We start from the raw sequence: 24,119 nt of genomic DNA, 5'->3' as shown, positions 1-24,119 counted from the left end.
GGCCGCCGGCCCCGCCGCCGCCGCCGGCGCCCCCATTGCCGCCGTCAGTGCCGTTACCGCCGTTGAGAGAGGGGCCCGCGACCGAGCCGGCGATACCGAGGCCACCGGCGCCGCCCTGGCCGCCAACACCACCCAGGCCGCCGGCACCGCCGTTGCCAATGATCAGCCCGCCATTGCCTCCCGCTCCGCCCACACCGCCGGCACCGCCGGTGCCGCCGGGGGTGCTGGTGGCCGCCGAGCCGGGGGTCCCAGTGGTTCCGGCCCCGCCGGCCCCGCCCTGGCCGCCGTTGCCGAACAACCAGGCGTTACCGCCGCGGCCGCCGGGCTGCCCCGCCGCGCCGGATCCGCCATTACCGCCGTTGCCCCATAACAGTCCGCCCGGGCCGCCGGGTTGCCCGGTTCCCGGTGCGCCATCGGTGCCGTTGCCGATCAAAGGGGTTCCCAACAGCAGGTTGGTGGGCGCATTGATCAGGTTGAGCGCCTCCTGCAGCAGGGTCTGCGCGTTGGCCGCTTCGGCGCTCGTATACGAGGCGGCACCGGCGCTCAAAGCCTGTGCAAATTGGGTGTGAAACGCCGCAGCCTGCGCGCTCAGCGCCTGATAGGACTGCGCCTGCGCTTCAAAGATCGCGGCGATTGCCGCCGACACCTCATCGGCGGCGGCGGGCAAAAGCGACGCCGTCTGGGCCGCGGCTGCCGCATTGGCAGTGGCGATTGTCGAACGGATCGTCGCCAAATCCGACGCCGCCGACGCCATCAAATCCGGGACCGCTACCAGGTGTGACATCACATCCTCCTGCCATCGCGTCCATATCAAATGCACACAAAGCGTTTCAGCAGCGTACGCCGCATTGAACCCGATAGACAGCGATTGGGGTTAATGCTCAGCGACCCTAGAATCGGCCGATGAAGCCGAGGGACACGATCCAGGGGATCACGCGCGTCGACCTGGAGAACCGCGGGCCATGGAGACGACGAATCTGGTGGTGGTTTGGGTGGTCCGATCATTCTGAGCAAGCCCGCTTTGGCCGTTTTCCGAAGATCAACCGCTTCGAGGCGCCGGTGATCGCTCACCACGGACACACCGAGATTCGCGCAGCCGTCGAGGGATACGCCCGGCGGATGGAATCGGCTGGGTTGCGGCTTCTGAACATTGCCGTCAACGGCAACGTTGTGTTGACCGAGCGTATCGATGAGATGGTCTATGGCGGCAACAAGATCTCCGCCCGTTGTATGGGCGCCTTCGAGGTGAGAGACGACAAGATCACCGCCTGGCGCGACTACTTCGACGTTCCGTGACGCAGATCGTCGGCCCGGCGCCTAGAGGGACGGCGACGTGGTGAATTCCGGTTCAACGTCTAGCGCCGGAAGGCATTGACGCGGTCGGAGTCTCGCGTCAGCCGCAGCAGCTCGGGTCCAGGACCGAACACAAGGCGATAAGCGACTCATGGCGGGCGCGGTGGTAGACGTTCATGCCGCGTCGGTTGGACTCGACGAATCCCGCGCGGCGCAGTTGGGACAGATGATGGCTCACGGTTGACTCCGCCAGCCCTACCGCCGCTGCGAGGTCAGAACTGCACTCTTCCCCGGCGCCGCTGCTGAACAACAGCGACATCAGCTTGACCCGCACCGGATCGGCTAAAGCCTTGAGCCGCAACGCGATCTCCAATGCCGCGTCGCCGCTCACCGGACCGGCGGCGACGGGCGCGCAGCACACCGGTGCGGAAACATCCACCTCGGGCAATGTCTTGGGCACCAGTCCATGATGCCACACCTTGTTGACAAATATCGAAAAGGTAGGCACGATCAACGGCAACTAGTTCGACATAAGCCGTAAAGGTAGGCAGCCATGTCCCGAGTCCAATTAGCCCTCAATGTGGACGACCTCGACCAGGCCGTCGCGTTCTACTCCAAGCTCTTCGACACCCCGCCTGCGAAGGTGAAGCCGGGCTACGCCAACTTCGCCGTCGCCGAACCTCCGTTGAAACTGGTGCTCATCGAAAACCCCGGCCACGGAGGAACTCTCAACCACCTCGGCGTGGAGGTCGAGTCCAGTGCAGCGGTCCACTCCGAGATTGCCCGCCTTGCCGACGAAGGTTTGTTCACCGAAGAAGAAATCGGGACAACGTGCTGCTTCGCCAGGCAGGACAAGGTGTGGGTGACCGGCCCGGCGGACGAGAAGTGGGAGGTCTACACCGTGCTTGCCGACTCCGACACGTTCGGGGCCGACTCGCCCGCTTCCGACGACAGTCAACCGCAAACCTGCTGCACCGCCAACGCACCCGCCACAGCGTCACACAGCGGTTGGACGGCGGAGACGAAGTGGTCGTCGCCGGCAAGCTGTCGACGCTCGACCGCTTCCTCCCGGTGTGGATCGGCCTCGCGATGGTGGCCGGTCTGCTGTTGGGACGGTTCGTTCCCGCCTTCAATGCGGCACTCAATAGCGGTGCAGTGCGGGGTATTTCATTGCCCATCGCACTCGGCTTGCTGGTCATGATGTACCCGGTGCTCGCGAAAGTCCGCTACGACCGACTCGACACCGTTACCGGCGACCGCAAACTGTTGCTGAGTTCCCTTGTCCTGAATTGGGTTATCGGTCCCGCGCTGATGTTCGCGCTGGCGTGGCTGCTGATCCCGGAGTTGCCCGAGTACCGCACCGGCCTGATCATCGTCGGACTGGCCCGATGCATCGCCATGGTCATCATCTGGAACGATCTCGCTTGCGGCGATCGAGAAGCCGCGGCGGTACTGGTGGCGCTGAACTCGCTGTTCCAGGTTGCCATGTTCGCGGTCCTCGGATGGTTTTATCTGTCCGTTCTGCCGGGATGGCTGGGACTCGAAACGACGACCATCAATACATCGCCACGGCAGATCGCCGAATCGGTTCTCATCTTCCTTGGCATACCTCTGCTCGCGGGCTACCTGTCGCGACGGCTCGGGGAGAAAACCAAGGGCCGTTATTGGTACGAGACTCGTTTCTTACCCAGGATCGGTCCGTTGGCGCTGTACGGCCTGCTGTTCACTATCGTCGTCTTGTTCGCGTTGCAGGGCGAGCAGATCACCAACCGGCCGCTCGACGTGCTCCGCATCGCCATCCCGCTGCTCGTCTACTTCGCGGTGATGTGGGGAGGCGGCTACCTCCTGGGTGCGGCCCTCGGCCTGGGCTATCCACGCACCACCACGCTGGCGTTCACCGCAGCGGGCAACAACTTCGAACTCGCCATCGCCGTCGCTATCGCCACCTACGGTGCTACGTCGGGCCAGGCGCTGGCCGGCGTCGTCGGCCCACTGATCGAAGTCCCGGTGTTGGTCGGCCTCGTCTACGTGTCATTGCTCCTACGCAACCGGTTCGCCGATACCCCGACCCGACAGACCCGTCAGGCGTCGAGCGATGCCTGATACCAAGCCGGCCGTACTGTTCCTCTGCACCCACAACGCCGGGCGATCCCAGATGGCGATGGGATTCCTCAAACACATTGCGGGGGACCGCGTCACGGTGTACTCGGGTGGCTCAGAACCCGCGCAGCAGGTGAACCCCGCCGCCGTTGCGGCCATGGCGGAGAAGGGCATCGACATCGCCAGCGAGCGGCCCAAACCATGGACCATGGACGTACTGGAAGCTGTGCAGCTCGTCGTCACCATGGGCTGCGGCGACACTTGCCCCGTCCTGCCGGGACTTCGCTACCAGGAATGGGTCCTGCCCGATCCGGCGGGCCGACAGCTCGAAGACGTGCGACCGATCCGAGACGAGATCGAACGCCGCGTCCGTGCTCTTGCAGACGAATTAGGTTTGTTGAGCTAGTTGAGGATCTCGCCGCGATGGAGCACGGCCAGCCGCTCCCGCCACATTCGGAGCGCTTCGGGTGTCAGTCGCGTCCAATCGGTGACCTCGCCGACGATTCGCAGCGGTTCCTTGCTGCGGTATGAGCGGGTGGGGTTGCCGGGGAACTTCTTGTCGGTGACATTCGGATCGTTCTCGAACTCCCCCGTCGGCTCGACCACATAGACCCGCGGCTCTGAATCGCCGGGGGCGAGTTCGGCGGCAAGGCCCGCGCCGTCGCGCAACGCGGTGAAGTAGATGTGATTCATCACGATCTCGGGCCGGTAATTGGAGCGGTAACCGGCGGTGAGCAGATCTCCGATCCGCAGGTCAGCCTTGGTGCCGTGAAAGAAGGGTCCCCCGTCCAGCGCCTCAGTCACCGCCACAGGCTATCAATCCACGTCAAATTGGACCTAAAAGACTGTGTGGCAATCAGTTTCGCGGATCAGCGCAGACGTCGGAGTTGAATATCACAACAATGGCTCAGCGATGCTCGTCAATCAGCTTGGCGATAGCTTTCTGGGCCTCGCTTTTGGTTAGCGGAGGAGTGGAGAACATTTCGGCAAGCATCATCGCTACCGGCGTTGTCCACAGCAACATGCCCAACGCCACAGCATGTTCACCGTTGGTCCCGGTGTTCAGGCGAGCGATCAACGCCGCCAGCGCCGCACCTAGTCGTTCCATGTGTTGTCCGCCTAGGCCGCCCCGTAAGTCCTTGGCCGCGATGAGAATCTCCAACCCCGCCATCGCCTTTGGGTTGGCGAATGCCGCCCAGGTCGCCCGTACCAAAGCTTCGGTGTCGATGGCCCGCTCTGGGTCGGCCAACTCCTCCAGTGAGGCGACGAGACGGTCGACCGCATCTTCTATCACCGCAGTCAGCAGGCCGTCCCGATCTCCGAAGTGATGTTGGATGACACCCCAACTCACGCCGGCGCGCTCAATGATGTGCCGAGCACTAGCCGCCGAGAAGCCTTCCTCTCGGATACACCGGACGGTCTCGTCTATCAGTAACTCTCGGGTTCGGTCCCCCCGCTGCTGTCGACCAGCGAGCGGGCGACGCGGAGCGGTGCGTCTGCCGGGGGTCACCGCCGCGATCCGTCCTGCCCACCGCGTTGCCTCATCGAAAGCAGCTTAAGACACCGCCCGAAGGTGAACCATGCGTCCAAAACATGGCATGTGCCATGCTTTTGATCGTGCAGCCAACGGTCTCGGGCAGAAAGTGCTACCCATGACTGAGACGATCAGTGCCGAGGGCAAAAAGCGTCTCTCGGACAAGCCCGGATTCTCGTCACTGCAGAAGTCACTCTTCGGCGTCCTGGCGTTCTTCTTCGTCGTCCATATCGTGTTCTGGTATCTCGAGTTTCACGCCGGGGTATCCCATGTCGTCGCATCTACCTCACTGGTGGTTGTCGTGGTGGGTTGCTTCCTGACCGCACTGGTGATGCCGTGGCTACCGTTGCCCGACCAACGGGACCGCACCAGGGCGGAACGACTCAGCGCGATGGTGATCGTCTGGGTCTTCATCGCGCTAATCCCACGCTTCATCTGGGAACTACCGTGGCTGTTGTTCTTCGACCAGATCAGGGATGGCGTCAAGCATGGTGCGCTCTGGACATACATGTGGGCGCCCATCCTGCTCGGCGGCGACGCCCGCTACCTCAACGGCGACCCGCTCATCGTCGTCCTTGAGTGGATCGCCTTTTTCGTCGGACTTTTCGAGGCCTATGCGATGGTTCAATTCTTCCGAAACGGCAAGCGGTTCACCAACACTGGGCTCTCGTTCATCATGGGCGGGATGATCGTGGAGGTCACGCTGCCTGCGGTCTACTTCGGGGTCGAGATCGCGAACAAGCTGGAAAGCATGTCCACTCCGGTCGAGATGTGGATCAAATTCGTAGTCCTCAACCTCTTGTGGTGCACCATGCCATTCGTCACCTACTTCTGGGGCGTCCGTCGGCTCGCCCGCCAAGACCTCGCGGTGAAGTTCTGACCCCGATCGGAGTGTTCGGACAAGCGCCGGCGTAACGACGCGCCATCACGGGTGCGGCCCGCGGGGGGATTCGCGCTTCGAACCGGAGTTCTTACTGTCTCAATCGGCGCAGCCCTGAAAGGTCTTGTCGGTGGGCGTACCTAGCATGTGGTCCGCCCAGCCCGTGGGCGAGCTGTCGGCCGCACCCCGAGGAGAGACCCTGATGAAATTCGTTTCAACCCGCATCATCACCGCCGATGTGAAACGGCTCGTCTCGTTCTACGAGACGGTCGCGGAGGCGACGGCCGTCTGGGGAAACGAGCTCTTTGCGGAGATTCCCACGCCCGTCGGCACGCTGGCCATCGGCAGTGACAAGACCGTTCCGCTGTTCGGGCACGGGTCCGCCGAGCCGGCTTCCAACCGCACGGCGATCATCGAGTTCCTCGTCGACGACGTCGACGCCGAGTACGAGCGGCTCCGCGGAGTGGTCGATCAGGTGGTGACCGAGCCGACCACGATGCCATGGGGCAATCGCGCGCTGTTGTTCCGAGACCCGGACGGGAACCTCGTCAATCTCTTCACTCCGGTAACCGACCAGGCCCGGGCCAAGTTTGCACTGTGATCTGGCGCGTCGAGCTATCGCTACGCCGACTGCACAGATGGGGTTGGGGGGGCCGATGGCGTCGTATTCGGGGCGGTCGGGACCTTGCTCGGGACGCTCGGTGGCGTCAGCGAGCCGTACTGCGGGCAGTAGGCCTGGATGGCGGCGCCGGTGAAGTAGGCGGCGTTGAGCGTCGGCCAACTGGTCGCGCTGGTCACCTTGGCGATCAGGTCCGCGTTGCTGGTGCTGGGGTTGTCTTTCAGCGACCCACAGACCACATTCTTCGCGACCTGGATGGCCTTGTCCGGCGCACCGAAATTCATGCCCGAGGTGCTGAGATTGGCGATGAACGCGTCGTCGGCGGGGTCCGCGTACGCCGGCGCGGCCAAGGCGACGGCGACGGCGATTGCCGCCGCGACTTTCCTCAGCATGAGGCCCCCTCCGGTTGCATCCGGCCCGCTGCTGGCCGTAACGGCATTTTAGCCAGCCCAAAAGCGCAGATGAGTCGAGATCAGCACTTGCCTGGCCACCCAGGTGGGGAAATCCTTGACGGATGACGACTTCAACGCGAGCTATCCCGTGGCTGGTCCGGTTCACCGGCGTGCTGGTGTTGGTGTTGGCTGCGCTCGGATGTGCCGGCGGCCCATCGGCCCAGGCGTTCCCGGCACCGCTGCCCAGTAACCACTGGTGTCCTGGTGATTTCTGGGATCCGGGCTGGGACGACATTTACAACTGGGACTGGAATCAATGCCACGACTGGCATGGACCAACCGGCCAGGGCGCGATGGCGGGCTGGGGCCCATGGGGTCCCCCGCCGGGGTGGGCCCCGCCGAGGCCGCCACAACCCACGTGGGCACCCGGGGCCAAATTGATGTGGAATCCCACCGCCAATAGCTGGGGATTCTGGAACAACAACATCTGGACGCCCGTCTGATCTCATGTGGCGTTATGGTGAGGTGCATGGTGGCTCGGGAGCGTACCGACCCGTCAAAAGAATCCGAACCTCGCGTCAATGAGCTCGAGCAGCGCGAGCTGGCTATCGCGCGGCGCGAGGACGAGGCGAGCCGGCGCGAGCGAGTCGCCGACGAACGCGATCGGGTTGCCGACGAGCGGGACCGGATCGCCGATGAGCGCGAAGCCGTGGCGGACGAACGAGAGGCCCGTGCGGACATCCGAGAAGGTGCGACCGCCGAGCGCGAGCGCGCGCGCCTGCAGCGTGTCGACGATCTGGCGCGGCGACAGAATGCCGAGGCCGAGCGGGAGAACGCCGAGATAAGGCGGGCGGTGGCGGAGACCCGACGTCGGTTGGACGAAGACCAGGTCTGACGACTACCGGCGACCCCGGCCTAGTACTACACTGCGTAGTCCGACTGGGGAGGGCCTATGCGGTGGCGGGGAATTAATCACGTCGAGTTCGCGGTCTTGGACTACGACGCGTCGATCGAGTTTTACGACGCGATGTTCGGCTGGCTGGGCTATGACAGCTTCTCGTCATTGAACATGGAGTACCAGTCGATCTACTACTTCACCCGGTATATCAACCCGCACAGCTACATCGGCATTCAACCGGCGCGGACCGGCGAGAGGTTGACGCACAGCGACCAGGCTGTCGGGGTCAATCACATCGCGCTGTGGGCCCGCGGAAGAGATGAGGTCGACCGCTTCCACCGCGAATTCCTGCTTGAGCGAGGCGTTCTCGTCACCGACGAACCGCAGGAGTACCCGCAGTACTGGCCGGGCTATTTCGCGGTGTTCTTCGACGACCCGATCAACGGGATCCACTGGGAGTTGACCTGGGTGCCGAAAATCCCTACGCCACGCCAAGTTTGGTCTTCCTACCGCGCGATCAACGCATTCGCCAAGAGTCGTGCGGACTTGGCGAAGACGGTGCCCGGTGTTACCTGGCAGGCGAGGCGGAGCCTGCCGCGACGGTGAAGACGGCGAGGTTTGCACCCCGGCCGCGGTCCGTGCGCGGGCAGAGGCTGGCGTCGGCGGGGTTCGGGCGGAGTGCCCGAGATGCCGTCGCAGCCCGCCGGGCCGGCGCCCACCCCGCCAACGTTGACGTACTCAATTTGCGGTAACCATTCGTCGACGGAGAAGCAGCACTTCAAGAGCGCCACACCCGTCTCAAGTAATTTGCTGAGCGTTAGCATCTGCCACAGTAATCACTTCTGTTGCACTTTCTAAGTTATTGCGTGACTTTGCTGCTGTATATGCAGGTCAACCCACATTTTCGTTAATCCGTGATTAGCGCCACAAATTTTGATTTCCTATTCATAATTTGGGTAGCGTCCGGCTCATGATTGCTCTAGCAACGCTATTGGCGCTCGTTAATCAGGTTTCCGGGACGCCCTATGTTCCCGGTGGCGATTCGCCGGCCGGCACCGATTGTTCGGGTTTGGCCTCGTGGGTGGCAAATGCCGCGGTCGAGCGGCCGGTGTTCGGTAGCCGGTTCAACACGGGTAACGAAGAGGCCGCATTAGCGGCCCGCGGCTTCCAGTACGGGACGGCCCCCAACGCTTTGGTGATCGGCTGGAACGGTGGCCACACGGCCGTCACTCTGCCGGACGGCACCCCTGTGTCCAGTGGTGAGGGCGGCGGCGTCCGGATCGGCGGCGCTGGGGCCTACCAGGCAGGATTTACCCACCATATGTTCCTGCCGATGGACTTGGACCTGCCGGAAGGCGAGCTGCCGGCACCCGAGGCGCCCGTCGAACTCGTCGATGCCGTTGCCCCCGAGCCGGCTCCCGAGTTCGCGCCACCCGCCCCCGAGCTCGCCCCGCCGGCGCCCGAACCGGCACCCGAACCCGGGCCTGAAGCCGGCCTGCCGGGCGCCCCCGGAATGGCGGACGCATAACCAGATCGACACACACTGAGCAAATTCAGCTAACGCCCGGCCGGCGTATTGTGGGCTGCCTCACAATACGCCGCCGGGCGTGATTTATATCAAAAGCCGACTGTCCAAACGAAATTCCCCAGCTTTCGAGTTTCTGTGTATTTCACGTGAATTGACTGTTCAATTCATGCTGAGCCGTAGCCTCGATCGAACCCGGCCACTCTTACTACGCTCTTCTAGGATTGCCCTGACACCCGCCGATAGGAGCGAGCATGACCACCTCGACCACCCACCTGGGCGGCGTCATCAGCGCAACCCAAGATGCAGTTGCCGTTGACAGGGCGAACGCGCAGGTGGTCTTCCGGGCGTCGGCTACCGCCCACGATGCGGTGGCCAGCACCGTCAACCTCGGTCCATATCGTGTCGAGGTCGACGAGCCACCGCTGCTCGGCGGCGAAGGCAAGGCCCCCAATCCGGTCGAGTACTACCTGGCCTCGCTGTTGTCCTGTCAGATCGTGACCTGGCGGTTCTACGCCGAGAAGCTCGGCATCGCGGTCGACGAGATCACCGCGCACGCCGAGGGCGACCTCGACGTGCAGGGGTTCTTCGGGCTGGATGACAGCGTCCGCGCCGGATTCGGCGAAGTCCGGGTGGTGGTCAAGGTCAAGGGGCCCGACACGCTGGAGCGTTACCGCGAGCTGCAGGACGCCGTCGACGCCCACTGTCCGGTGCTGGATCTGACCCGTAATCCCACGCCGGTGAGCACGCGCGTGGAGCTCGGCTGACCAAAAACGGTCAGTTGACGACGGAGATCTCCTTGCCCAGCTCATATCCCGGCGCCAACGGCAGCGTGTCTCCGCTCCAGAACTTGCCGGGGTCGAACCAGTTGGTGTCCTTATCGGTCACCAGCAACCCCATCTCCTCGTAAGTGATCGCCACGGTCTCGGCGCAATAGGCTGTCTCCAGGCCCATCTTGCGCTGTTCCGACTTGCGTCGCTCGGTACGTTCTTGAACTTTCTTCTCCACCAGAGGAATTCCGCGGAACCAATCATTGACGGTGGGCAGCCGCCCGCGCAGCCAGCGCCCGGTCAGCCGCGCGGTGGTCGGAAACGCGGTGCCGTTCATCCGGGCGATCACCCGCAGCAGTTCGTTCTCCTGCTCGCGGTTGGCGTATGGAGTCAGCTGGCGGAACCAGCACCGTTGGTGGTAGCGCTCTGTCCACCGCTGGTAAACCTGTCGGGCGTCGTTGAGTTGCACGCCGCGGTGATTGGTTCCGGTCCACATGTCGACCAGCTTGTCGCCCAGTTCGGCGTGCCAGATCAACGGCGGCAGATCGTCGATCGCGACCGTCATGCCGACGTGGTTCACCGGGGCGTTCGTCAACGTCTGGATGGCGCGGTCGGGTCCGGAAACCCCACGGAACAGCCACAGGTCGCCGGTCCGCGTTTCGGCCAGCGCTTGGTCCAACGTGAGCGTGCTCGAGTCCACCAGAGCACTCTAAGGGGAGAAAGGCCGCGTTAGCCTGTGCTCATGCGCAACATTTGGAAGTGGGTCGGGCTGGCCGGCGTCGCAGGCGTGGTCGCCGGTGGTGCGTTGGTGGTGCGCGATCAACGCAAACGGCGGGCTTATACCCCGGACGAGATCCGGGCTCGACTGCACCAGCGGCTGGCCGAATCCGAGGCCGGCGGCTACGAATCGGATTCGGCCTCGACCGCGAACAACCGGTAACTACCGGAGAAACCTTTCAACTCGACTTCGCGGCCGTCGTCGAAACCGATTCCGTCGCACTCCGCAACGGCATCCCGGACGGGCTCGCTCACCAGGATCTGACCGCCTTCGGCCTTCGCGGCAACTCGGGCCGCCATCGCGACGTTGCGGCCGAACAGGTCGTCGCCGCGGCGTACCGAGCGGCCCATGTGGATCCCGATGCGGACCCGAATATCGTGGTGCCGCTTGCGTTTTGCGTCTTTGTCCAATGCCTGCTGGATGTCGATACCACACCGCACCGCATGCTCGGCGCGGGAGAAGGCGACCATGTATCCGTCACCCTGGCTCTTGACGATGTGCCCCTCGCGTTTGCGCACCCGTTCCTGAACCAATTTGTCGTGCGCGCCAATCAGTTTGACCCAGGCGCGGTCGCCGATCCGCTCGTTGAGGGCGGTGGACTCCTCGATGTCGGAGAACAGAATCACCACCCGGCCGTCCGGAGTGACCCGCGCCAAGTCGGGTCGTTCCACCTCCGCCCAGTCCGCGAGGTCCTCGATCGAGCTGCGCACCACGGCACCGAAACCTTCCTTGCGCATCAGGTTGGCGGTGTTCCACAGCGTCTTGACGGTCTCCCGGCCGCCTGACCAGATCCGGCGGCCGACGTCGGTGCGTTGCCGCAACTCGTCCAGTTCCGCACGACTGCGCTTGAGTAGCACCGCGAGCGCGACGAGCCCGGCGGCCTCGATCGCTGCGAGACCGCTGAGGGCATAGAGGGCCAGATGAAGCGGATCGCTCATGCGGGCCATCCTCTCAGGGCGGCCTGGCATCGTTCTTGTCGGGCGAATCGGCGATGTCTAGGGTTGAGTTTGGTCGCCGCGGGGAAGCAGTCTCTAGAAGCCAATTTGACGTCCTGGAGGTGGGGAATTGGCCGATGGCGAGTGCGACGACTCAGATCTGTTTGTGATCTTCGGCCTCACCGGCGATCTGGCGCGAAAAATGACGTTCCGCGCGCTGTACCGATTAGAGAGCCGCGAGCTGCTGGACTGTCCGATCCTGGGCGTCGCGAGCGACGAGTTGTCGGTGGACAAGCTGGTCGCGCTCGCCCGGGAAGCCCTCGACGACGCCAGCGAGAAGGTCGACGACGCAACGTTCGACCGGTTGGCAGACCGGTTGTCCTATCTGCACGGAGACGTCACTGACCGCGGGCTCTACCAGGAGCTGGCCGAACACATCAAATCCGCGCGCCGGCCGTTGTTCTACTTGGAGATGCCGCCGACGTTGTTCGCCCCGATCGTGGAGAACCTCGGCGAGGTGGGCCTGCTGGAGCATGCGCGGGTGGCCGTGGAGAAGCCGTTCGGCCACGACTACGACTCCGCGTGCGAGCTGAACACCCGGTTGCGCGCGGTGCTGGACGAGAAGCAGATCATGCGGGTCGACCACTTTCTCGGCAAGCAGCCCGTCGTCGAACTGGAGTTCCTGCGGTTCGCGAACATCGCACTGGCGAGACTGTGGGACCGCGACAGCGTCGCCGCCATCCAGATCACTATGGGCGAGAATTTCGGCGTGGAGACTCGCGGCAAGTTTTACGACGCCGTTGGTGCGCTGCGTGACGTGGTGCAGAACCATCTGCTGCAAGTCCTCGCGCTGGTCGCGATGGAGCCGCCGGTCGGGTCGAGCGCCGACGACCTGAATGACAAGAAGGCCGAGGTGCTGCGGGCCATTCCGGCATTGCAGCCCGAGCATTGCGTCCGCGGTCAGTACCGCGGCTACACCGATATCCCGGAAGTGCCGGAGGATTCGCAGACCGAGACCTTCGTCGCGCTGCGCACCGAGATCGACAACTGGCGCTGGGCTGGGGTGCCGGTGTTCCTGCGCGCCGGAAAGTGCCTGCCCGAAAAGGTCACCGAGGTGCGGCTGTTGCTGCGGCGCACTCCCGGCCTGTGCTTTTTGCCCGTGGCCAAACCCGCCGAGCCCAATCAGATCGTGCTGCGCGTCGACCCGGATCCGGGTATGCGCCTTCAGCTTTCGGGCAAGGTGCACGACGGCTGGCATGACGTCCACCTGGACTCCTCGTTCGCCGAGGACCTCGGCGAACCCGAACGGCCCTACGAGCGCTTGTTTCACTCCGCCTTGACCGGGGACCATCAGCACTTCGCTCGGATCGACAGCATCGAACACACGTGGCGCATCGTCCAGCCGCTGTTGGACAATCCTGGTGAAATCCATCCCTACGATTGCGACACCTGGGGACCGGACGCCGCGGACGCGCTGCTGGAAGGTCACCACCCCTGGCAAGAGCCGTGGATGCCCAAGAACTCGGGCAAGTGAGGAGCGAAAAGCTATGCAGCTGGGCATGATCGGTCTGGGCCGGATGGGCTCCAACATCGTCCGCCGAGTGGCCAAGGGCGGGCACGAATGCGTCGTCTACGACCACAGCCCGGACGCGGTCGAGGCAATGGCCGGCGAGGACAACGTCACCGGCGTCTCCTCGGTGGCCGAGCTGCGGGACAAGCTCACCGCTCCGCGCGTGGTCTGGGTGATGGTGCCCGCGGGGACCATAACTACCGGGGTGATCGACGAACTGGCCGATACCCTCGAGTCCGGCGATATCGTGATCGATGGTGGCAATTCCTATTATCGTGATGACATCCGGCACGCGGAAACGTTGTCCAACAAGGGTATCCGGCTACTGGACTGCGGTACCAGCGGCGGTGTGTGGGGCCGCGAACGCGGTTACTGCCTGATGATCGGCGGCGATTCGGACGCCTTCGACCACGCCGAGCCGATCTTCGCCACCGTCGCGCCGGGTGTCGATGCGGCCCCGCGCACGCCGGGTCGCGAGGGGCAGGTCGCGCAACCGGAGCAGGGTTACCTGTATTGCGGGCCGGCCGGCGCGGGCCACTTCGTCAAGATGGTGCACAACGGAATTGAGTACGGGATGATGGCATCGTTGGCCGAGGGCTTGAACATCTTGCGCAACGCCGACATCGGCACCCGCATCGAGCAGGGCGATGCCGAAACCGCGCCGCTGTCGAATCCCGAGTTCTACCAATACAACTTCGACATTCCCGACGTCGCCGAAGTGTGGCGCCGGGGCAGCGTGATCGGCTCCTGGCTGCTGGATCTGACCGCTAGCGCACTGCGTGAGTCGCCCGACCTCAAGGAGTTCTCCGGACGCGTATCGGATTCGGGTGAAGGCCGGTGGACTTCCATCGCGGCAATCGACGAGGGCGTTCCCGCGCCGGTGCTCACGACCGCCCTGCAGTCCCGTTTCGCCTCCCGCGACCTCGACGATTTCGCGAACAAGGCACTGTCGGCGATGCGCAAGCAGTTCGGCGGCCACGCCGAGAAACCGGCCAACTAGCGACGCAGCCTCCGCCCCGCCGCCCCCGCCGAGAGTGCAACACGCGACGGCTCAGCGGCGTGTCGCGTCGGGAGTTGCACGCTCGGCGCCAGAGGGGTGCCCGCCGGTGGCCTCCGCCCGCTCCACGAACGCCACCACAGCGTCGCTGAAGGCATCGTTGTCGTCGCCCGCCGCGGTGTGTCCCGCGTTGGACAGTTCGACGAATTCCGCGCGCGGCACCTGGGTCAGGAAATGCTCCACGCCTTCGAGGCTGACGACGTCGGACAGCTTGCCTCGGATCAGCAGCACTGGGATGGACAGGTTGGCCGCGGCCTCCTCGAAGCCCTCGGTGCGCAATTCGGGGTCGTCACCCGGTTTCGTCATGAACGCGGGATCCCAGTGCCAGTACCATCGCCCGTCGCGCTGGCGCAGGTTCTTCTTGAGTCCCTCCGGGCTGCGGGGCTTGGTCCGGTGCGGTAGATATGCGGCGACGGCGTCGGCGGCCTCCTCTAGCGAGGCGAAGCCGTCGATGTTGGTCATCATGAATTCGCGGATACGCGCGCTGCCGTCCTTCTCGAATCGCGGCACCACGTCGACGAGCACCAGCTTGGTCACCTTGTCGGGGCCGGCCCGGTGCGCAACCAGGATGCCGGTCAACCCGCCCATGCTGGCCCCGATGATCACCACCGGTCGGCCGATCGCATCCAGGACGTGCATGACGTCGGCGGTCAGCGTCTCGACGTCGTAGTCGGCGTCCGGTGCGCGGTCGCTGTCGCCGTGCCCGCGGGTGTCGATGGCGACGACGTGAAAGCCGTCGTCCGCCAGGATCTGTCCGGTGTTCTTCCAGGAGAAGCGATTCTGTCCGCCGCCATGCAGCATCAGGATGGTGGGCCGTTCGGCCGCCGTGGCGGCGCCGCGGTTCCATTCGTCGGCCACCAGGGTGATGGCGTCCACCCCGGAAAACTCGACCGTTTGTGGGCTGCTGCTCATGTGGTGAGCCTTTCGTTCGGTTCGGGTTGCTGATTGGCGAGGTATGCGGTGATGACTTCGACGAGCATCTGGCGGTCTCGGCTGCTGTCCAACGGCTTGGGCCAAGTCAGCTGTAGTGCGACCATGCCGCGCACGGTGCTCCAAATCAGCTTGCCGAGGCGGGTCGCCTGCGAGGGCGCCAGATCGGTCCCCAGGTGCTGTCCGATATCGGCCATCCGCGCCGACATTGCCGCCAGATGGGCGTTGGCGGTCGCGGTGCGTGCGCTGCGGGTGGCGATCAGGATTTCCAGAGCCGCCATCGACGTCGGGCTGGAGAACGCCTGCCACACCGCCTCGACGACGAAGGCGGGACGGTCTTCGGGCGCGATTTGCGCCGCCCGGCCCGGCAGTTCGTCGAGTGTGTCGAGCAATTCCGCGAATCCCTTGTCCACCACGGCCATCAGGATTCCGTGCAGATCGCCGAAATGGTATTGGACTGCACCCCAAGTCATTCCGGCGCGCTCGGTGATCTGCCTGATACTGGGTGGAGCGAATCCCTCTTGTAGTACGTAGCTCACCGTTTCGTCGATGACCGCCTGGCGACTGCGTTCGGCGCGGGCCTGGGTTCCACCGGCCGGCCTGCGTGCCCTCACCGCATCACGCCGTGCAGGTGGTCGAGCGGCCGAAGGTCATGGGCGGCCAGTATTCCGCTGGGCGCGCGGCAGACCGCCTCGATGAGGTTGACCACCCGCGCTGCCGTGGCGATGACACCGCCTTGGTTGTGATCAATGTGCCCGCCCAGGTGGGTGTTGATTTCGACGCCCGGACTGCCCTCGACGACCACCCGGTGCACCCCGGGCCGGCCGTCCGGCGGGTACGCCCAGTCCGGCGCGGCCGTCGCACCGAGTCGGTTGACGTGCTCCATCGTGATCACTGTCTTGCCGTCGCGGATCCCGTCCACGCCGAACCGGACCGCGGCGACCTGTCCGGGGTCGACGTGCATCATCACGCAGTCGATCGGCTCGGGCGTCACCCACTTTTCGCAGCGCTCCCGCACCTCGTCGAGTTCGACGCCGAGATCCTGCGCCAGGCTGCGTACCTGAACTCCCCACATCGAGGTGAGCACGCCAGGTGAGAACATGACCGGCGTGTGATCCGGTGACGTCCCGAATCCGAAACTGACACCGGTGAATTCGGCATCGTCGTAGCTGGCGTAGTCACAGATCTCCTGCACCGTGATGCTGGTCGCGCGTTCGGCCAGGCTCAGCGCGGTATACGCCAGGGTGTCGCCGGAGAAGCCCGGGTCGACCCCATTGATGTAAAGCGTCGCATCACCCTCGGTGCAGGCCCGCTGCAAAGGGTCTCGCAACCACTCGCCGGCCTGCTCGGGCGCCACCATCCACACGAACGAGGAGCCGACCACGTTGGTCCCGGCCCGCAGAAATCCGGCGATCTCCTTGATGGCTTCCCTGGGCCGGGTCTCCGCTTGCGACGTGTAAACCATACAGTCGGCCTTCAGTGCTACCAGAGCCTCGACGTCGTCGGTGGCCAGCACGCCGGTCGGCGTGGACAGCCCGCACAACTCCGCGGCATCCCGTCCCACCTTGCCGGGGCTGGATGCGTGCACACCGACCAACTCCAGGTCTTCCCGCTCGATCAGCATCCGCAACGCGTGCCGGCCGACATTGCCCGTCGCGTACTGAATGACCCTGCGGCTCATATCAATACCTTGCGCAAGGGGCACAGGTCCGGTCATAGGTCACTGCAATCTCCTCACATCAGGTCCGTGATGGTCTTGAGGCCCGCTTCGTACAGCACGCCCGGCAGCATGCCGCCGTCGATCTCAATCGTGGTGCCGTTGATGAAATCGGCTGTGCCCGAAGCCAGAAAGACGACCGTCCGGCCGACTTCGGCGGGTTCGCCCCCGCGCTTCATCGGCACCTTGGCGAAATACTCGGTTCCGGTCGGGTCGTCCTTGTTGAGTACGAACGCCCGGAAGTTGTCAGTGATCGTCGGACCCAGGGCCACGCAGTTCACCCGCACCTTGGGACCCCATTCCTGCGCGAGTGAGCGGGTCAGGTGGTTGAGCCCGGCCTTGGCGGCTCCGTAGGACACCAGCGTGGGGGAGCCCGCCGGGTGACTCGCACCGCTGGAGATGTTGACGATGCATCCGGTGCCGTCTTGGGTCTTCATCTGCCGGTAGGCGCGGATCGCGAACCACATTGGGCTGATCAGGTTCATCTGCACCGCGAACGCGTGGAACAACGCGGTGCGTTCGAAATCGTCGGCGCTGCGTGGTGCGCCTTGCAGCCGTTGCACCAGCTCGGGGATGTCGTCGACCTGTGGTGCCGGCACCGTGCCGCCGGCGTTGTTGACCAGGATGTCGATCCGGCCATAGCGGTCGGCGACCTGCTGTACGAAGGCGTCGATCGCGCGGTAATCGGCTTGGTCACAGACCATTTGAGCGCTGCGTCGCACCCACTGCGGATCAGCATCGACGCCGGGCAGCGCGTCCAGCGGTGTGCGCGAACAGCCGATCACGGTGGCCCCCGCCCGCAGCAATTCATGCGCGATGCCGACGCCGACCCCACGGCTGGTTCCGGTGACGACGGCGACTTTGCCGTCCAGCGAGCCCACCGATGGATAATTACACTTGTAATCTTTTTCGGCAAGCGCCGATGAGTTTCCGGCCCCGCCACGGTCTGCCTCTTTCGAGGAGACCAGACAGAAAAGGAGGCGGCCAATGCCGACGATCACGCCCTCACTATGGTTCGACGACAACTTGGAAGAGGCGGCGGAGTTCTACACCTCGGTGTTTCCGAACTCTTACGTTGAGGGATACACCCGCTACACCGAAGTCGGGCCGGGTGAGCCGGGTTCGGTTGCGTTCGGGTCATTCGTGCTGGACGGTATCCGGTTCATTGGGCTCAACGGCGGCCCGGTGTTCACCTTCGACGAGGCCGTGTCGTTCACCGTCGACTGCAAAGATCAAGAAGAGGTGGATTACTACTGGAACCGCCTTGTCGAGGGCGGGACGGAATCGGAGTGCGGCTGGCTCAAGGACCGCTTCGGCCTGAGCTGGCAGATTGTGCCGGCCCGACTGATGGAATTGGTCAACGACCCCGATCCCGCCCGGGCCGCCGCCGCTACCAGGGCTATGCACGGCATGAGCAAGATCATCATCGCCGATCTCGAGCAGGCGGTTGCCCAAGTCTGAGCTGTTCTGCCTGGTCGAGGTAGGCGCGGCCGAGGTCACCCTTCCGCGTCCCGTCGACGTCCGGTTACGTTGGACTGGTCGAGCGAACGGCGAACAGGAGTCGAGTTGTCTGAACCAGGCTGGATCGACGTGAAGGGCCCCAACGGTGACCTGAAGGCGCTCACCTGGGGGCCGAATGATGCCCCGATCGCCTTGTGTTTGCACGGATTTCCCGATACCGCGTACGGGTGGCGCAAACTCGCACCGCGACTTGCCGATTCCGGTTGGCGGGTTGTCGCGCCCTTCATGCGCGGTTACGCGCCGTCGGACATTCCGGTCGACAGGAGCTACCACATCGGGGCGTTGATGGACGATGCCCTTCGGGTGCGGGCGGCGGCGGGCGGCACCGATCAGGACGTGATCATCGGTCACGACTGGGGGGCGATCGCCGCCACGGGCCTGGCTGCCATGCCGGAAAGCCCGTTCGCCAAGGCGGTCATCATGTCGGTGCCTCCGTCGGGAGCGTTCCGTCCGCGGGGTGGGGTATCCGACCGCGGCCGGTTGGCCCGCGAGTTGGCGCGTCAGGTGCTGCGCAGCTGGTACATCAGCTACTTCCAGTTGCCCCTGCTGCCGGAGCGGTCCGCATCGTGGGTGGTGCCGCTGCTATGGCGGCGCTGGTCCCCGGGCTACCGGGCCGACGAGGATCTGCGCCACGTCGACGCCGCGATCGGGACGCCGGAGAGTTGGCGCGCGGCGCTGGGCCCGTACCGGGCCACAATCCGCAACACCCGGCCGCCAACGCAGTATGCGGAGTTGCACCGCTACTGGACGGAGCCGCCGCAGCTGTCGACGCTGTACCTGCACGGTCAAGACGACGGCTGTATGACGGCGGCTTTCACGCACTGGGTGGAGCCGATATTGCCTGCGGGCAGCGAGGTTTCGGTCGTCTCGCATGCCGGACACTTCCTTCAGCTCGAGCAGCCGGACAAGGTCGCCAACCTGGTTCTGACGTTCGTCGGTTCGCCCCGCTGAGGTGGTGATCGGGCACCGGATGGCTGCCGTCGACGCCCAGTTCTACTGGATGTCGGCCAAGGTTCCGAGCGACCAGTTCCTGCTGTATGCGTTCGATGGTGAACCCGATGACCTGGACTTGGCTGTCGACCGCGTGCGCGGGCGGGCGCGCGCCTGCGCAGACCTGAGCATGCGGGTCGCCGATGACTGCCCGGCGCGGTATCCGCGCTGGGTGCCCACGCCGGTCCAGCCGGATCAGATAGTGCATCACGAGTTGGGCGAGCCGAGTGACGACTGGGACGGCTGTTTGGCCGCGGTGGTCGGCCTGGCCGCCCACCAGTTGGATATTCGGCAGATGGCGTGGCGGCTGCACGTTTTCGCACCGGTGTGCGGCATTCCGGGGGTGTCGGGGCCCGGTGCCGTTGCGGTCCTGCAGGTCGCGCACGCGCTGGGGGACGGCGCCCGGGCGTCGGCCATGGCGGCGTGGCTGTTCGGCCGTCCGGCGCCGGTACCCACCATCGCCGCGACGCCGGCCGGGTTTCCGCCCCGGCTGGTGGTTGCGGCGGCGCGCGCCCACCGCCAACTGGTGCGTGACACCGACGCGGGGCTGGTGGCACCGGGGGTTGGGCTGCGGCCGCTGGTAGCCACGAACGCCCGGCCCGGCGCCGACCGTGCGGTGCGCACGCTGGTGCGACGGCGCGGGCAGATATTCGGTCCGACCGTCACGGTCGGGGTGCTGGCCAGCGTTGCCGAGGCGCTGGCGGAATGGCTTGGTGGCGAGACGGATTCGTTGGGCGCCGAGGTGCCGATGGCCAAACCCGGTGCGCCGCGGGCATACAACCATTTCGGCAACGCAGTGGTGGGGCTATACCCAGCTTTGGCGCGGGCTGACCGAATAGCGCGGATCACGGGTGACCTCGCCAATTCGCGCCGCCGGTTCGAGCATCCCGCGACCCGGGCGAGCGACCGGGCTTTCGCCGCGGTGCCCGCAGCGTTGTTGCGTTGGGGCGTATCGCAGTTCGACCCCGACGTCCGGCCGACACAGGTGGCCGGCAATACGGTGGTGTCCAGCGTGAACCGCGGTGCGGACGATTTGCGTTTCGGGGGCGCCCCGGTGACGCTCACCGCCGGCTATCCCGCACTGTCGAGTGTGATGGGCTTAACCCACGGGGTGCATGGCATCGGCGACACGGTGGCGATCAGTGTGCACGCCGCGCGGTCGGCGATGACCGATATCGACGGCTATCTGCGGGTATTGGACGCGGCGCTGTAACTCATTGCGCGTCACCGGATCTGGCCGCTTCTTCGCGGGTCAAACCGACGGCCAGAATCAATTCCTCGTGCAACTCGAACCACACGGTGTGATAGGAATCGATGAGCGGCCTTGTCAGCCAGGCAATTTCGCCACGCTTCACCTTCTCCAGGGCCGCGCTCAACTTGGCCGGGTAACCGGCGAGCCTCGGCAATTGCGCCGTCACCGCTGCGATGATCGGCAAGACCCGCTCATGCACTGCGTCCAGACGGGCCAGCACCGCGGCGTCGTACTCGGCGTCGTCATGACTGTTGGGTTGGCCGTCCCGGAGTTGCCAGTCGGTAATCAGTGTCTTGAAATCGGTATTCACCAAACCGAATTCGGCGTATTTGGTGGCCAGCACGGTCGCGTCGGCGCCGTCGCGTTCGGCGGTGAGCAACTCGGCAAGCCGGGCGCGGCCCTCAGCGGTGATCCGCACGGTGGGACCCTCGACCAGCAGCCCGGCGGCGGCCAGTTGGCGAACCGTCTCGGCCACCGCGGTCTCGTCGGCGGCGCTGCTGGCCGCCAAGGTAGCGGCCAGGTCGGGCAGGCGCACCCGGCCTTTCAACCGGACCGCCTGCAGCACAGAGAGTTCACTCATCGCTCGGCCTTCACGCGGATGGCGTGCAGCATGGTGATCAGTGGCGCGGGCGAGACAACGTCGGTGTGCCCGGCTTTCAGAGCCGCGCGGGCCGCCGCCTCCGACGCGTCCGCCAGAATGGGGTGGTCGCCGCGCGCGTGCGCGCGCAGTGGGCTGACGGCCATCGCGATCTCAGCCAACTCCCGCAACTCCGGCGTGTCGTCCTGCGACCAGACCGTCAAATCCAGGATGCCTTGCCGTACTTCACCTTCGTAGCCGTCCACGGTGATCTGCCTGCCGGTCAATGCCGCGGCGACCCCGTGGCCGCAGCCCACCACGGCGACCCTGCCGAGCTCGCGGCTGACCACCGCCGCGTGGCTCGCCGCTCCGCCGATCTCGGTGACGATGCCTTGTGCGGCAAGCATTCCCAACACGTCCTCGGGCCTGGTGTGGTCGCACACCAGGATGACAGGTTCGCCCCGGTCGGCGGCGCTGAGCGCCTCGTCGACGTCGGTGTACGCCGTGCCGGCCGCGATGCCCGGGCATGCGGGCAGACCCTTGGCCAACAGCGGTGCCGCCAACCGACTTTCGGGTTGCAGAGCCGGCTGCAGCACCGCCTGGACGTCTGATGGAGTCACCCGGCGCAGCGTTTCGGCGTCGTCGATGAGGCCTTCCCGGCGCAGCTGCAGCGCCAACCGCACCGCGGCGTGCGCCGAGCGTTCGGCGCTGCGCGTTTGCAGCAGCCACAATTTGCCGTCCTCGACCGTGAATTCGATTTCCTGCACGTCTGCGTTAAGCCGCTCGAGGCGCTGGGCGGCCGCCATCAACTCCTCGTATACGCCCGGCAGCTCAGCACGCAGCGCGGCGATAGGCTCCACGTCGACGAGGCCGGACACGACATCGTCGCCCTGGCCGCCGGGTAGCCACTCGCCAAAAGGATCCTCGGCGCCGGTGATCGGATTGCGAGAAGACAGCACGCCCGCACCGGACTTCGGGACCTGGTTGCCGAACACCATTGCCTGCACCACCACCGCCGTGCCGCTTCGGTCGTCGAGGCCGTGGTGTTCGCGGTAGGCGATGGCGCGGGGGGAATTCCACGAGGCGAAAACGGCTTCGACGCCCGCCCGAAGTTGAGCATATGGATCTTGCGGGGGTTCCGGGCCGGCGTCGCTGCCCGACACGGTGCGCCGGTAAAGCCGGCCGAACCGGCGGCGGGTGTCGCGGGCAAACTCGGTAGTGGTGGTCGCGGCCAGCGCCCGCTCGACGGTGTCATTGATACCTAGGTCCAGGATCGTGTCCATCATCCCGGGCATCGACTGGGTGGCGCCCGAACGCACGCTGACCAGCAACGGGCGCGGACCTCGACCGAATGTGCGCGCGGTTTGGTCTTCCAGCCAGCGAATCCCGTTCAGGACGTGCTCCCAGATCGCGTCGATCGTCGGTCCGGGCTCGGCGAGATAACGCAACCCGACCTCGGTGGTGATGCAGAACGCGGGAGGTACCGGCAAATTGCGACGGCGCATGGTGTCGATGCCATGACCCTTGTTGCCCAGAATCTCTCGTGGCAGCTGGGCATGGCCGTCGAGCAACACGACGGGGTCGCGCAGGATGCCTGCTGAGGGGGCGTGGCGACGCGCAAGACGAGCCATCCTTGCACCCCCTGGTCGTTGCCGGAACGCCTGCAATGGTCCCACACGGGTTGCCTTGCCCGGCCGCTCCGCCGCTGCTGTCACAGCTATGCCCGATGCTCTAGTTTTGACGCTATGACTCCCTACGATCTCGGGTTGCTGATCCTGCGGCTGGTGTTGGGCCTGACGTTGGCCGCGCACGGTTTGAACAAATTCTTCGGCGGCGGGCGCATACCGGGCACCGCGCGGTGGTTCGAGAGCATCGGGATGAAGCCGGGCAAGTTCCATGCCACCGTCGCCGCGACCACCGAGACCGCGGCCGGGCTGGGGCTGGCGGCCGGGCTGCTCACCCCGATCCCGGCGGCCGGCTTTGTGTCGCTGATGATCGTCGCGGCCTGGACCGTGCACCGCGCCAACGGATTCTTCATCGTCAAGGAGGGCTGGGAGTACAACCTGGTGCTGGCCCTGAGCGCGGTGGTCGTCGCCACCCTGGGTGCCGGGAAGCTCAGCCTGGACTACCTGATCTTCGGCAAGAACTGGTTCGACGGCTGGCACGGCTTGGCGATCTCGCTGGGCCTGGGCTTGGCCGGTGCCGTCGGCCAGTTGCTGATCTTTTACCGCCCGCCGGTCAAAGAATCGGCGTAAGGCCGTCCTGACCAAGCAGTAGCCCGCCGGTGCCGCCGGTGCCGGGGCCGCCCGGCGGTGTGCCGGTTCCACCGTTTCCGCCGTTGCCGCCGGTGCCGATCAGCACGCCTCCATTGTTCGAGCCGCCGTTGCCGCCCCCGCCGCCGGCGCCGGACCCGGCCCCACCGGCACCGCCATCACCGCCGTTGCCGATGGCTCCGGCTTTGCCGCCGGCGCCCCCGAGGCCGCCGATGGTGTTCGGGTTCGGGCCGCCCGCACCAGCGGCGCCCCCGGCGCCGCCGGAGCCGTTGAGGAGACCGGCGTTTCCGCCGGCGCCGCCGGCGCCCCCGTGGGAGGCGAACAGCCCTCACCGCCGTTGCCGCCGGTCCCGCCGGAGCCGAACAGAAAGCCGCCGTTGCCGCCGGCCCCGCCGGTCCCCCCGGTGCCGTTGTTGGCGCCGCCGCCGCTGCCTCCCGCGCCGCCGGCGGGTCCAGCGGAAAGGATCCCGGCGCTGCCGCCGTGCCCGCCGGTGCCGCCGGTGGTGAGG

Annotated in this window: 27 protein-coding genes and 5 pseudogenes; 17 read left to right on the top strand and 15 right to left on the bottom strand. The window is 65.5% G+C overall.

All coding sequences use genetic code 11. The annotated features are described in order from the left end of the window. A partial coding sequence (locus BN972_RS27335; protein ID WP_148305423.1) for a PE family protein occupies positions 1 to 784 on the bottom strand: 784 nt, incomplete at its 3' end. A gap of 119 nt (positions 785 to 903) precedes the next feature. Between BN972_RS27335 and BN972_RS27960 the strand changes: the two genes are divergently transcribed. After that, positions 904 to 1,296: a limonene-1,2-epoxide hydrolase family protein gene (locus BN972_RS27960; RefSeq protein ID WP_051545854.1), complete on the top strand. Its 393-nt coding sequence runs from the start codon at positions 904 to 906 to the stop codon at positions 1,294 to 1,296. Between the two features lie 97 nt (positions 1,297 to 1,393). Here BN972_RS27960 and BN972_RS27325 read toward each other — a convergent pair whose 3' ends face one another. Then, positions 1,394 to 1,753, bottom strand: a complete 360-nt coding sequence (locus BN972_RS27325; RefSeq protein ID WP_036366270.1) for an Rv2640c family ArsR-like transcriptional regulator — start codon at positions 1,751 to 1,753, stop codon at positions 1,394 to 1,396. Positions 1,754 to 1,846: 93 nt separating this feature from the next. Between BN972_RS27325 and BN972_RS30035 the strand changes: the two are divergent. Both BN972_RS30035 and arsB read left to right on the top strand, forming a co-directional pair. Continuing rightward, positions 1,847 to 2,225: pseudogene (locus BN972_RS30035) on the top strand (ArsI/CadI family heavy metal resistance metalloenzyme); the annotation flags it as partial. Positions 2,226 to 2,301: 76 nt separating this feature from the next. Continuing rightward, positions 2,302 to 3,799: pseudogene (arsB, locus tag BN972_RS27315) on the top strand (ACR3 family arsenite efflux transporter). On the opposite strand, the gene arr reads toward arsB, so the two are convergent. The 3 genes and pseudogenes from arr to BN972_RS30735 all read right to left on the bottom strand — a co-directional run. Further along, on the bottom strand, positions 3,796 to 4,203 hold the full coding sequence (gene arr / locus BN972_RS27305) for an NAD(+)--rifampin ADP-ribosyltransferase (RefSeq protein WP_390176243.1): 408 nt from the start codon (positions 4,201 to 4,203) through the stop codon (positions 3,796 to 3,798). The pseudogene arsB and the gene arr overlap by 4 nt on opposite strands. 97 nt (positions 4,204 to 4,300) lie before the next feature. Continuing rightward, the gene (locus BN972_RS27300) at positions 4,301 to 4,744 is read right to left on the bottom strand and encodes a TetR/AcrR family transcriptional regulator (protein ID WP_235192618.1); all 444 of its coding nucleotides are present in this window, start codon (positions 4,742 to 4,744) and stop codon (positions 4,301 to 4,303) included. Then, positions 4,745 to 4,903: pseudogene (locus tag BN972_RS30735) on the bottom strand (TetR/AcrR family transcriptional regulator); the annotation flags it as partial. It abuts the gene before it with no gap. Positions 4,904 to 5,045: 142 nt separating this feature from the next. Here BN972_RS30735 and BN972_RS27295 point away from each other — a divergent pair. Together BN972_RS27295 and BN972_RS27290 are read left to right on the top strand one after the other, a co-directional pair. Next, positions 5,046 to 5,807 (top strand): membrane protein, encoded by a 762-nt coding sequence (locus tag BN972_RS27295; protein ID WP_036366265.1) that lies wholly within the window; start codon positions 5,046 to 5,048, stop codon positions 5,805 to 5,807. 202 nt (positions 5,808 to 6,009) lie between these two features. After that, the gene (locus BN972_RS27290; protein WP_036366261.1) at positions 6,010 to 6,408 is read left to right on the top strand and encodes a VOC family protein; all 399 of its coding nucleotides are present in this window, start codon (positions 6,010 to 6,012) and stop codon (positions 6,406 to 6,408) included. A 20-nt stretch (positions 6,409 to 6,428) separates the two neighbouring features. Here the strand turns inward: BN972_RS27290 and BN972_RS27285 are convergent, their stop codons facing one another. Then, positions 6,429 to 6,818, bottom strand: a complete 390-nt coding sequence (locus BN972_RS27285; RefSeq protein WP_036366162.1) for a DUF732 domain-containing protein — start codon at positions 6,816 to 6,818, stop codon at positions 6,429 to 6,431. Between the two features lie 122 nt (positions 6,819 to 6,940). Between BN972_RS27285 and BN972_RS28645 the strand changes: the two genes are divergently transcribed. From BN972_RS28645 to BN972_RS27265, 5 genes and pseudogenes are all read left to right on the top strand, one after another. Next, a complete protein-coding gene (locus tag BN972_RS28645; protein ID WP_235192616.1) occupies positions 6,941 to 7,321 on the top strand; it encodes a hypothetical protein in 381 nt (126 codons plus the stop codon). A 26-nt stretch (positions 7,322 to 7,347) separates the two neighbouring features. After that, positions 7,348 to 7,713: a hypothetical protein gene (locus BN972_RS27280; protein ID WP_036366160.1), complete on the top strand. Its 366-nt coding sequence runs from the start codon at positions 7,348 to 7,350 to the stop codon at positions 7,711 to 7,713. A 57-nt stretch (positions 7,714 to 7,770) separates the two neighbouring features. Then, entirely contained in the window at positions 7,771 to 8,322 is a 552-nt protein-coding gene (locus tag BN972_RS27275; protein WP_036366157.1) for a VOC family protein, read from the top strand. Between the two features lie 308 nt (positions 8,323 to 8,630). Further along, positions 8,631 to 9,151, top strand: a pseudogene (locus tag BN972_RS27270) (hypothetical protein); the annotation flags it as partial. Positions 9,152 to 9,495: 344 nt separating this feature from the next. Next, positions 9,496 to 10,008, top strand: a complete 513-nt coding sequence (locus BN972_RS27265; RefSeq protein ID WP_036366154.1) for an OsmC family protein — start codon at positions 9,496 to 9,498, stop codon at positions 10,006 to 10,008. A gap of 10 nt (positions 10,009 to 10,018) precedes the next feature. Here BN972_RS27265 and BN972_RS27260 read toward each other — a convergent pair whose 3' ends face one another. Continuing rightward, complete coding sequence (locus BN972_RS27260; RefSeq protein WP_036366151.1) at positions 10,019 to 10,711, bottom strand: hypothetical protein; 693 nt, start codon at positions 10,709 to 10,711, stop codon at positions 10,019 to 10,021. A 42-nt stretch (positions 10,712 to 10,753) separates the two neighbouring features. Between BN972_RS27260 and BN972_RS27255 the strand changes: the two genes are divergently transcribed. Next, the gene (locus BN972_RS27255) at positions 10,754 to 10,951 is read left to right on the top strand and encodes a hypothetical protein (RefSeq protein WP_036366148.1); all 198 of its coding nucleotides are present in this window, start codon (positions 10,754 to 10,756) and stop codon (positions 10,949 to 10,951) included. Here the strand turns inward: BN972_RS27255 and BN972_RS27250 are convergent. Beyond that, positions 10,912 to 11,736: an adenylate/guanylate cyclase domain-containing protein gene (locus tag BN972_RS27250; protein WP_036366145.1), complete on the bottom strand. Its 825-nt coding sequence runs from the start codon at positions 11,734 to 11,736 to the stop codon at positions 10,912 to 10,914. The genes BN972_RS27255 and BN972_RS27250 overlap by 40 nt on opposite strands. 118 nt (positions 11,737 to 11,854) lie before the next feature. Between BN972_RS27250 and BN972_RS27245 the strand changes: the two genes are divergently transcribed. Together BN972_RS27245 and gnd are read left to right on the top strand one after the other, a co-directional pair. Continuing rightward, positions 11,855 to 13,258, top strand: coding sequence for a glucose-6-phosphate dehydrogenase (locus BN972_RS27245; protein WP_036366142.1), 1,404 nt, complete (start codon positions 11,855 to 11,857; stop codon positions 13,256 to 13,258). A gap of 13 nt (positions 13,259 to 13,271) precedes the next feature. Then, positions 13,272 to 14,294: a phosphogluconate dehydrogenase (NAD(+)-dependent, decarboxylating) gene (gene gnd / locus BN972_RS27240; RefSeq protein ID WP_036366139.1), complete on the top strand. Its 1,023-nt coding sequence runs from the start codon at positions 13,272 to 13,274 to the stop codon at positions 14,292 to 14,294. Between the two features lie 51 nt (positions 14,295 to 14,345). Here the strand turns inward: gnd and BN972_RS27235 are convergent, their stop codons facing one another. Genes BN972_RS27235 through BN972_RS27220 form a run of 4 tightly spaced genes read right to left on the bottom strand, consistent with a single transcriptional unit; the run spans position 14,346 to position 17,879 of the window. Continuing rightward, positions 14,346 to 15,263, bottom strand: coding sequence for an alpha/beta fold hydrolase (locus tag BN972_RS27235; RefSeq protein WP_051545852.1), 918 nt, complete (start codon positions 15,261 to 15,263; stop codon positions 14,346 to 14,348). After that, entirely contained in the window at positions 15,260 to 15,895 is a 636-nt protein-coding gene (locus BN972_RS27230) for a TetR/AcrR family transcriptional regulator (protein WP_036366135.1), read from the bottom strand. Before BN972_RS27230 ends, BN972_RS27235 begins: the two co-directional genes overlap by 4 nt. After that, positions 15,892 to 16,962 (bottom strand): NAD(P)H-dependent amine dehydrogenase family protein, encoded by a 1,071-nt coding sequence (locus BN972_RS27225; protein ID WP_036366132.1) that lies wholly within the window; start codon positions 16,960 to 16,962, stop codon positions 15,892 to 15,894. The genes BN972_RS27230 and BN972_RS27225 overlap by 4 nt, the downstream gene beginning before the upstream one ends. A 53-nt stretch (positions 16,963 to 17,015) precedes the next feature. Further along, positions 17,016 to 17,879: an SDR family NAD(P)-dependent oxidoreductase gene (locus tag BN972_RS27220; protein WP_036366251.1), complete on the bottom strand. Its 864-nt coding sequence runs from the start codon at positions 17,877 to 17,879 to the stop codon at positions 17,016 to 17,018. A gap of 106 nt (positions 17,880 to 17,985) precedes the next feature. Between BN972_RS27220 and BN972_RS27215 the strand changes: the two genes are divergently transcribed. From BN972_RS27215 to BN972_RS27205, 3 genes are all read left to right on the top strand, one after another. After that, positions 17,986 to 18,459 (top strand): VOC family protein, encoded by a 474-nt coding sequence (locus tag BN972_RS27215; protein ID WP_036366128.1) that lies wholly within the window; start codon positions 17,986 to 17,988, stop codon positions 18,457 to 18,459. A 105-nt stretch (positions 18,460 to 18,564) separates the two neighbouring features. After that, positions 18,565 to 19,470 (top strand): alpha/beta fold hydrolase, encoded by a 906-nt coding sequence (locus BN972_RS27210; RefSeq protein WP_036366248.1) that lies wholly within the window; start codon positions 18,565 to 18,567, stop codon positions 19,468 to 19,470. Between the two features lie 4 nt (positions 19,471 to 19,474). Next, complete coding sequence (locus tag BN972_RS27205) at positions 19,475 to 20,722, top strand: WS/DGAT domain-containing protein (RefSeq protein WP_099051250.1); 1,248 nt, start codon at positions 19,475 to 19,477, stop codon at positions 20,720 to 20,722. A 1-nt stretch (position 20,723) separates the two neighbouring features. Here BN972_RS27205 and BN972_RS27200 read toward each other — a convergent pair whose 3' ends face one another. Both BN972_RS27200 and BN972_RS27195 read right to left on the bottom strand, forming a co-directional pair. Beyond that, entirely contained in the window at positions 20,724 to 21,341 is a 618-nt protein-coding gene (locus BN972_RS27200; protein ID WP_036366125.1) for a hypothetical protein, read from the bottom strand. After that, a complete protein-coding gene (locus BN972_RS27195) occupies positions 21,338 to 22,969 on the bottom strand; it encodes a pyruvate, phosphate dikinase (protein WP_051545851.1) in 1,632 nt (543 codons plus the stop codon). The genes BN972_RS27200 and BN972_RS27195 overlap by 4 nt, the downstream gene beginning before the upstream one ends. A gap of 114 nt (positions 22,970 to 23,083) precedes the next feature. Here BN972_RS27195 and BN972_RS27190 point away from each other — a divergent pair, with 114 nt between their 5' ends. Continuing rightward, positions 23,084 to 23,593, top strand: a complete 510-nt coding sequence (locus BN972_RS27190; RefSeq protein WP_036366121.1) for a DoxX family protein — start codon at positions 23,084 to 23,086, stop codon at positions 23,591 to 23,593. Here BN972_RS27190 and BN972_RS29675 read toward each other — a convergent pair. Then, positions 23,577 to 24,119, bottom strand: a pseudogene (locus BN972_RS29675) (hypothetical protein); the annotation flags it as partial. The gene BN972_RS27190 and the pseudogene BN972_RS29675 sit on opposite strands and share 17 nt — an antisense overlap.

Origin of the sequence: Mycobacterium asiaticum DSM 44297, assembly GCF_000613245.1 — a bacterium.
Classification (GTDB): Bacteria; Actinomycetota; Actinomycetes; order Mycobacteriales; family Mycobacteriaceae; genus Mycobacterium; species Mycobacterium asiaticum.
Note: the sequence above shows the minus strand (reverse complement) of the source record. Positions and strands in the feature narration are given on the sequence as shown.

Bases quoted from the DNA above. Each gene is read 5' to 3' on its own strand.
- BN972_RS27960 (WP_051545854.1), top strand. From the start codon at position 904: ATGAAGCCGAGGGACACGATCCAGGGGATCACGCGCGTCGACCTGGAG.
- BN972_RS27295 (WP_036366265.1), top strand. From the start codon at position 5,046: ATGACTGAGACGATCAGTGCCGAGGGCAAAAAGCGTCTCTCGGACAAG.
- BN972_RS27290 (WP_036366261.1), top strand. From the start codon at position 6,010: ATGAAATTCGTTTCAACCCGCATCATCACCGCCGATGTGAAACGGCTC.
- BN972_RS27285 (WP_036366162.1), bottom strand. From the start codon at position 6,818: ATGCTGAGGAAAGTCGCGGCGGCAATCGCCGTCGCCGTCGCCTTGGCC.
- BN972_RS28645 (WP_235192616.1), top strand. From the start codon at position 6,941: ATGACGACTTCAACGCGAGCTATCCCGTGGCTGGTCCGGTTCACCGGC.
- BN972_RS27280 (WP_036366160.1), top strand. From the start codon at position 7,348: ATGGTGGCTCGGGAGCGTACCGACCCGTCAAAAGAATCCGAACCTCGC.
- BN972_RS27275 (WP_036366157.1), top strand. From the start codon at position 7,771: ATGCGGTGGCGGGGAATTAATCACGTCGAGTTCGCGGTCTTGGACTAC.
- BN972_RS27265 (WP_036366154.1), top strand. From the start codon at position 9,496: ATGACCACCTCGACCACCCACCTGGGCGGCGTCATCAGCGCAACCCAA.
- BN972_RS27255 (WP_036366148.1), top strand. From the start codon at position 10,754: ATGCGCAACATTTGGAAGTGGGTCGGGCTGGCCGGCGTCGCAGGCGTG.
- BN972_RS27250 (WP_036366145.1), bottom strand. From the start codon at position 11,736: ATGGCCCGCATGAGCGATCCGCTTCATCTGGCCCTCTATGCCCTCAGC.
- gnd (WP_036366139.1), top strand. From the start codon at position 13,272: ATGCAGCTGGGCATGATCGGTCTGGGCCGGATGGGCTCCAACATCGTC.
- BN972_RS27235 (WP_051545852.1), bottom strand. From the start codon at position 15,263: ATGAGCAGCAGCCCACAAACGGTCGAGTTTTCCGGGGTGGACGCCATC.
- BN972_RS27225 (WP_036366132.1), bottom strand. From the start codon at position 16,962: ATGAGCCGCAGGGTCATTCAGTACGCGACGGGCAATGTCGGCCGGCAC.
- BN972_RS27215 (WP_036366128.1), top strand. From the start codon at position 17,986: ATGCCGACGATCACGCCCTCACTATGGTTCGACGACAACTTGGAAGAG.
- BN972_RS27200 (WP_036366125.1), bottom strand. From the start codon at position 21,341: ATGAGTGAACTCTCTGTGCTGCAGGCGGTCCGGTTGAAAGGCCGGGTG.
- BN972_RS27195 (WP_051545851.1), bottom strand. From the start codon at position 22,969: ATGGCTCGTCTTGCGCGTCGCCACGCCCCCTCAGCAGGCATCCTGCGC.
- BN972_RS27190 (WP_036366121.1), top strand. From the start codon at position 23,084: ATGACTCCCTACGATCTCGGGTTGCTGATCCTGCGGCTGGTGTTGGGC.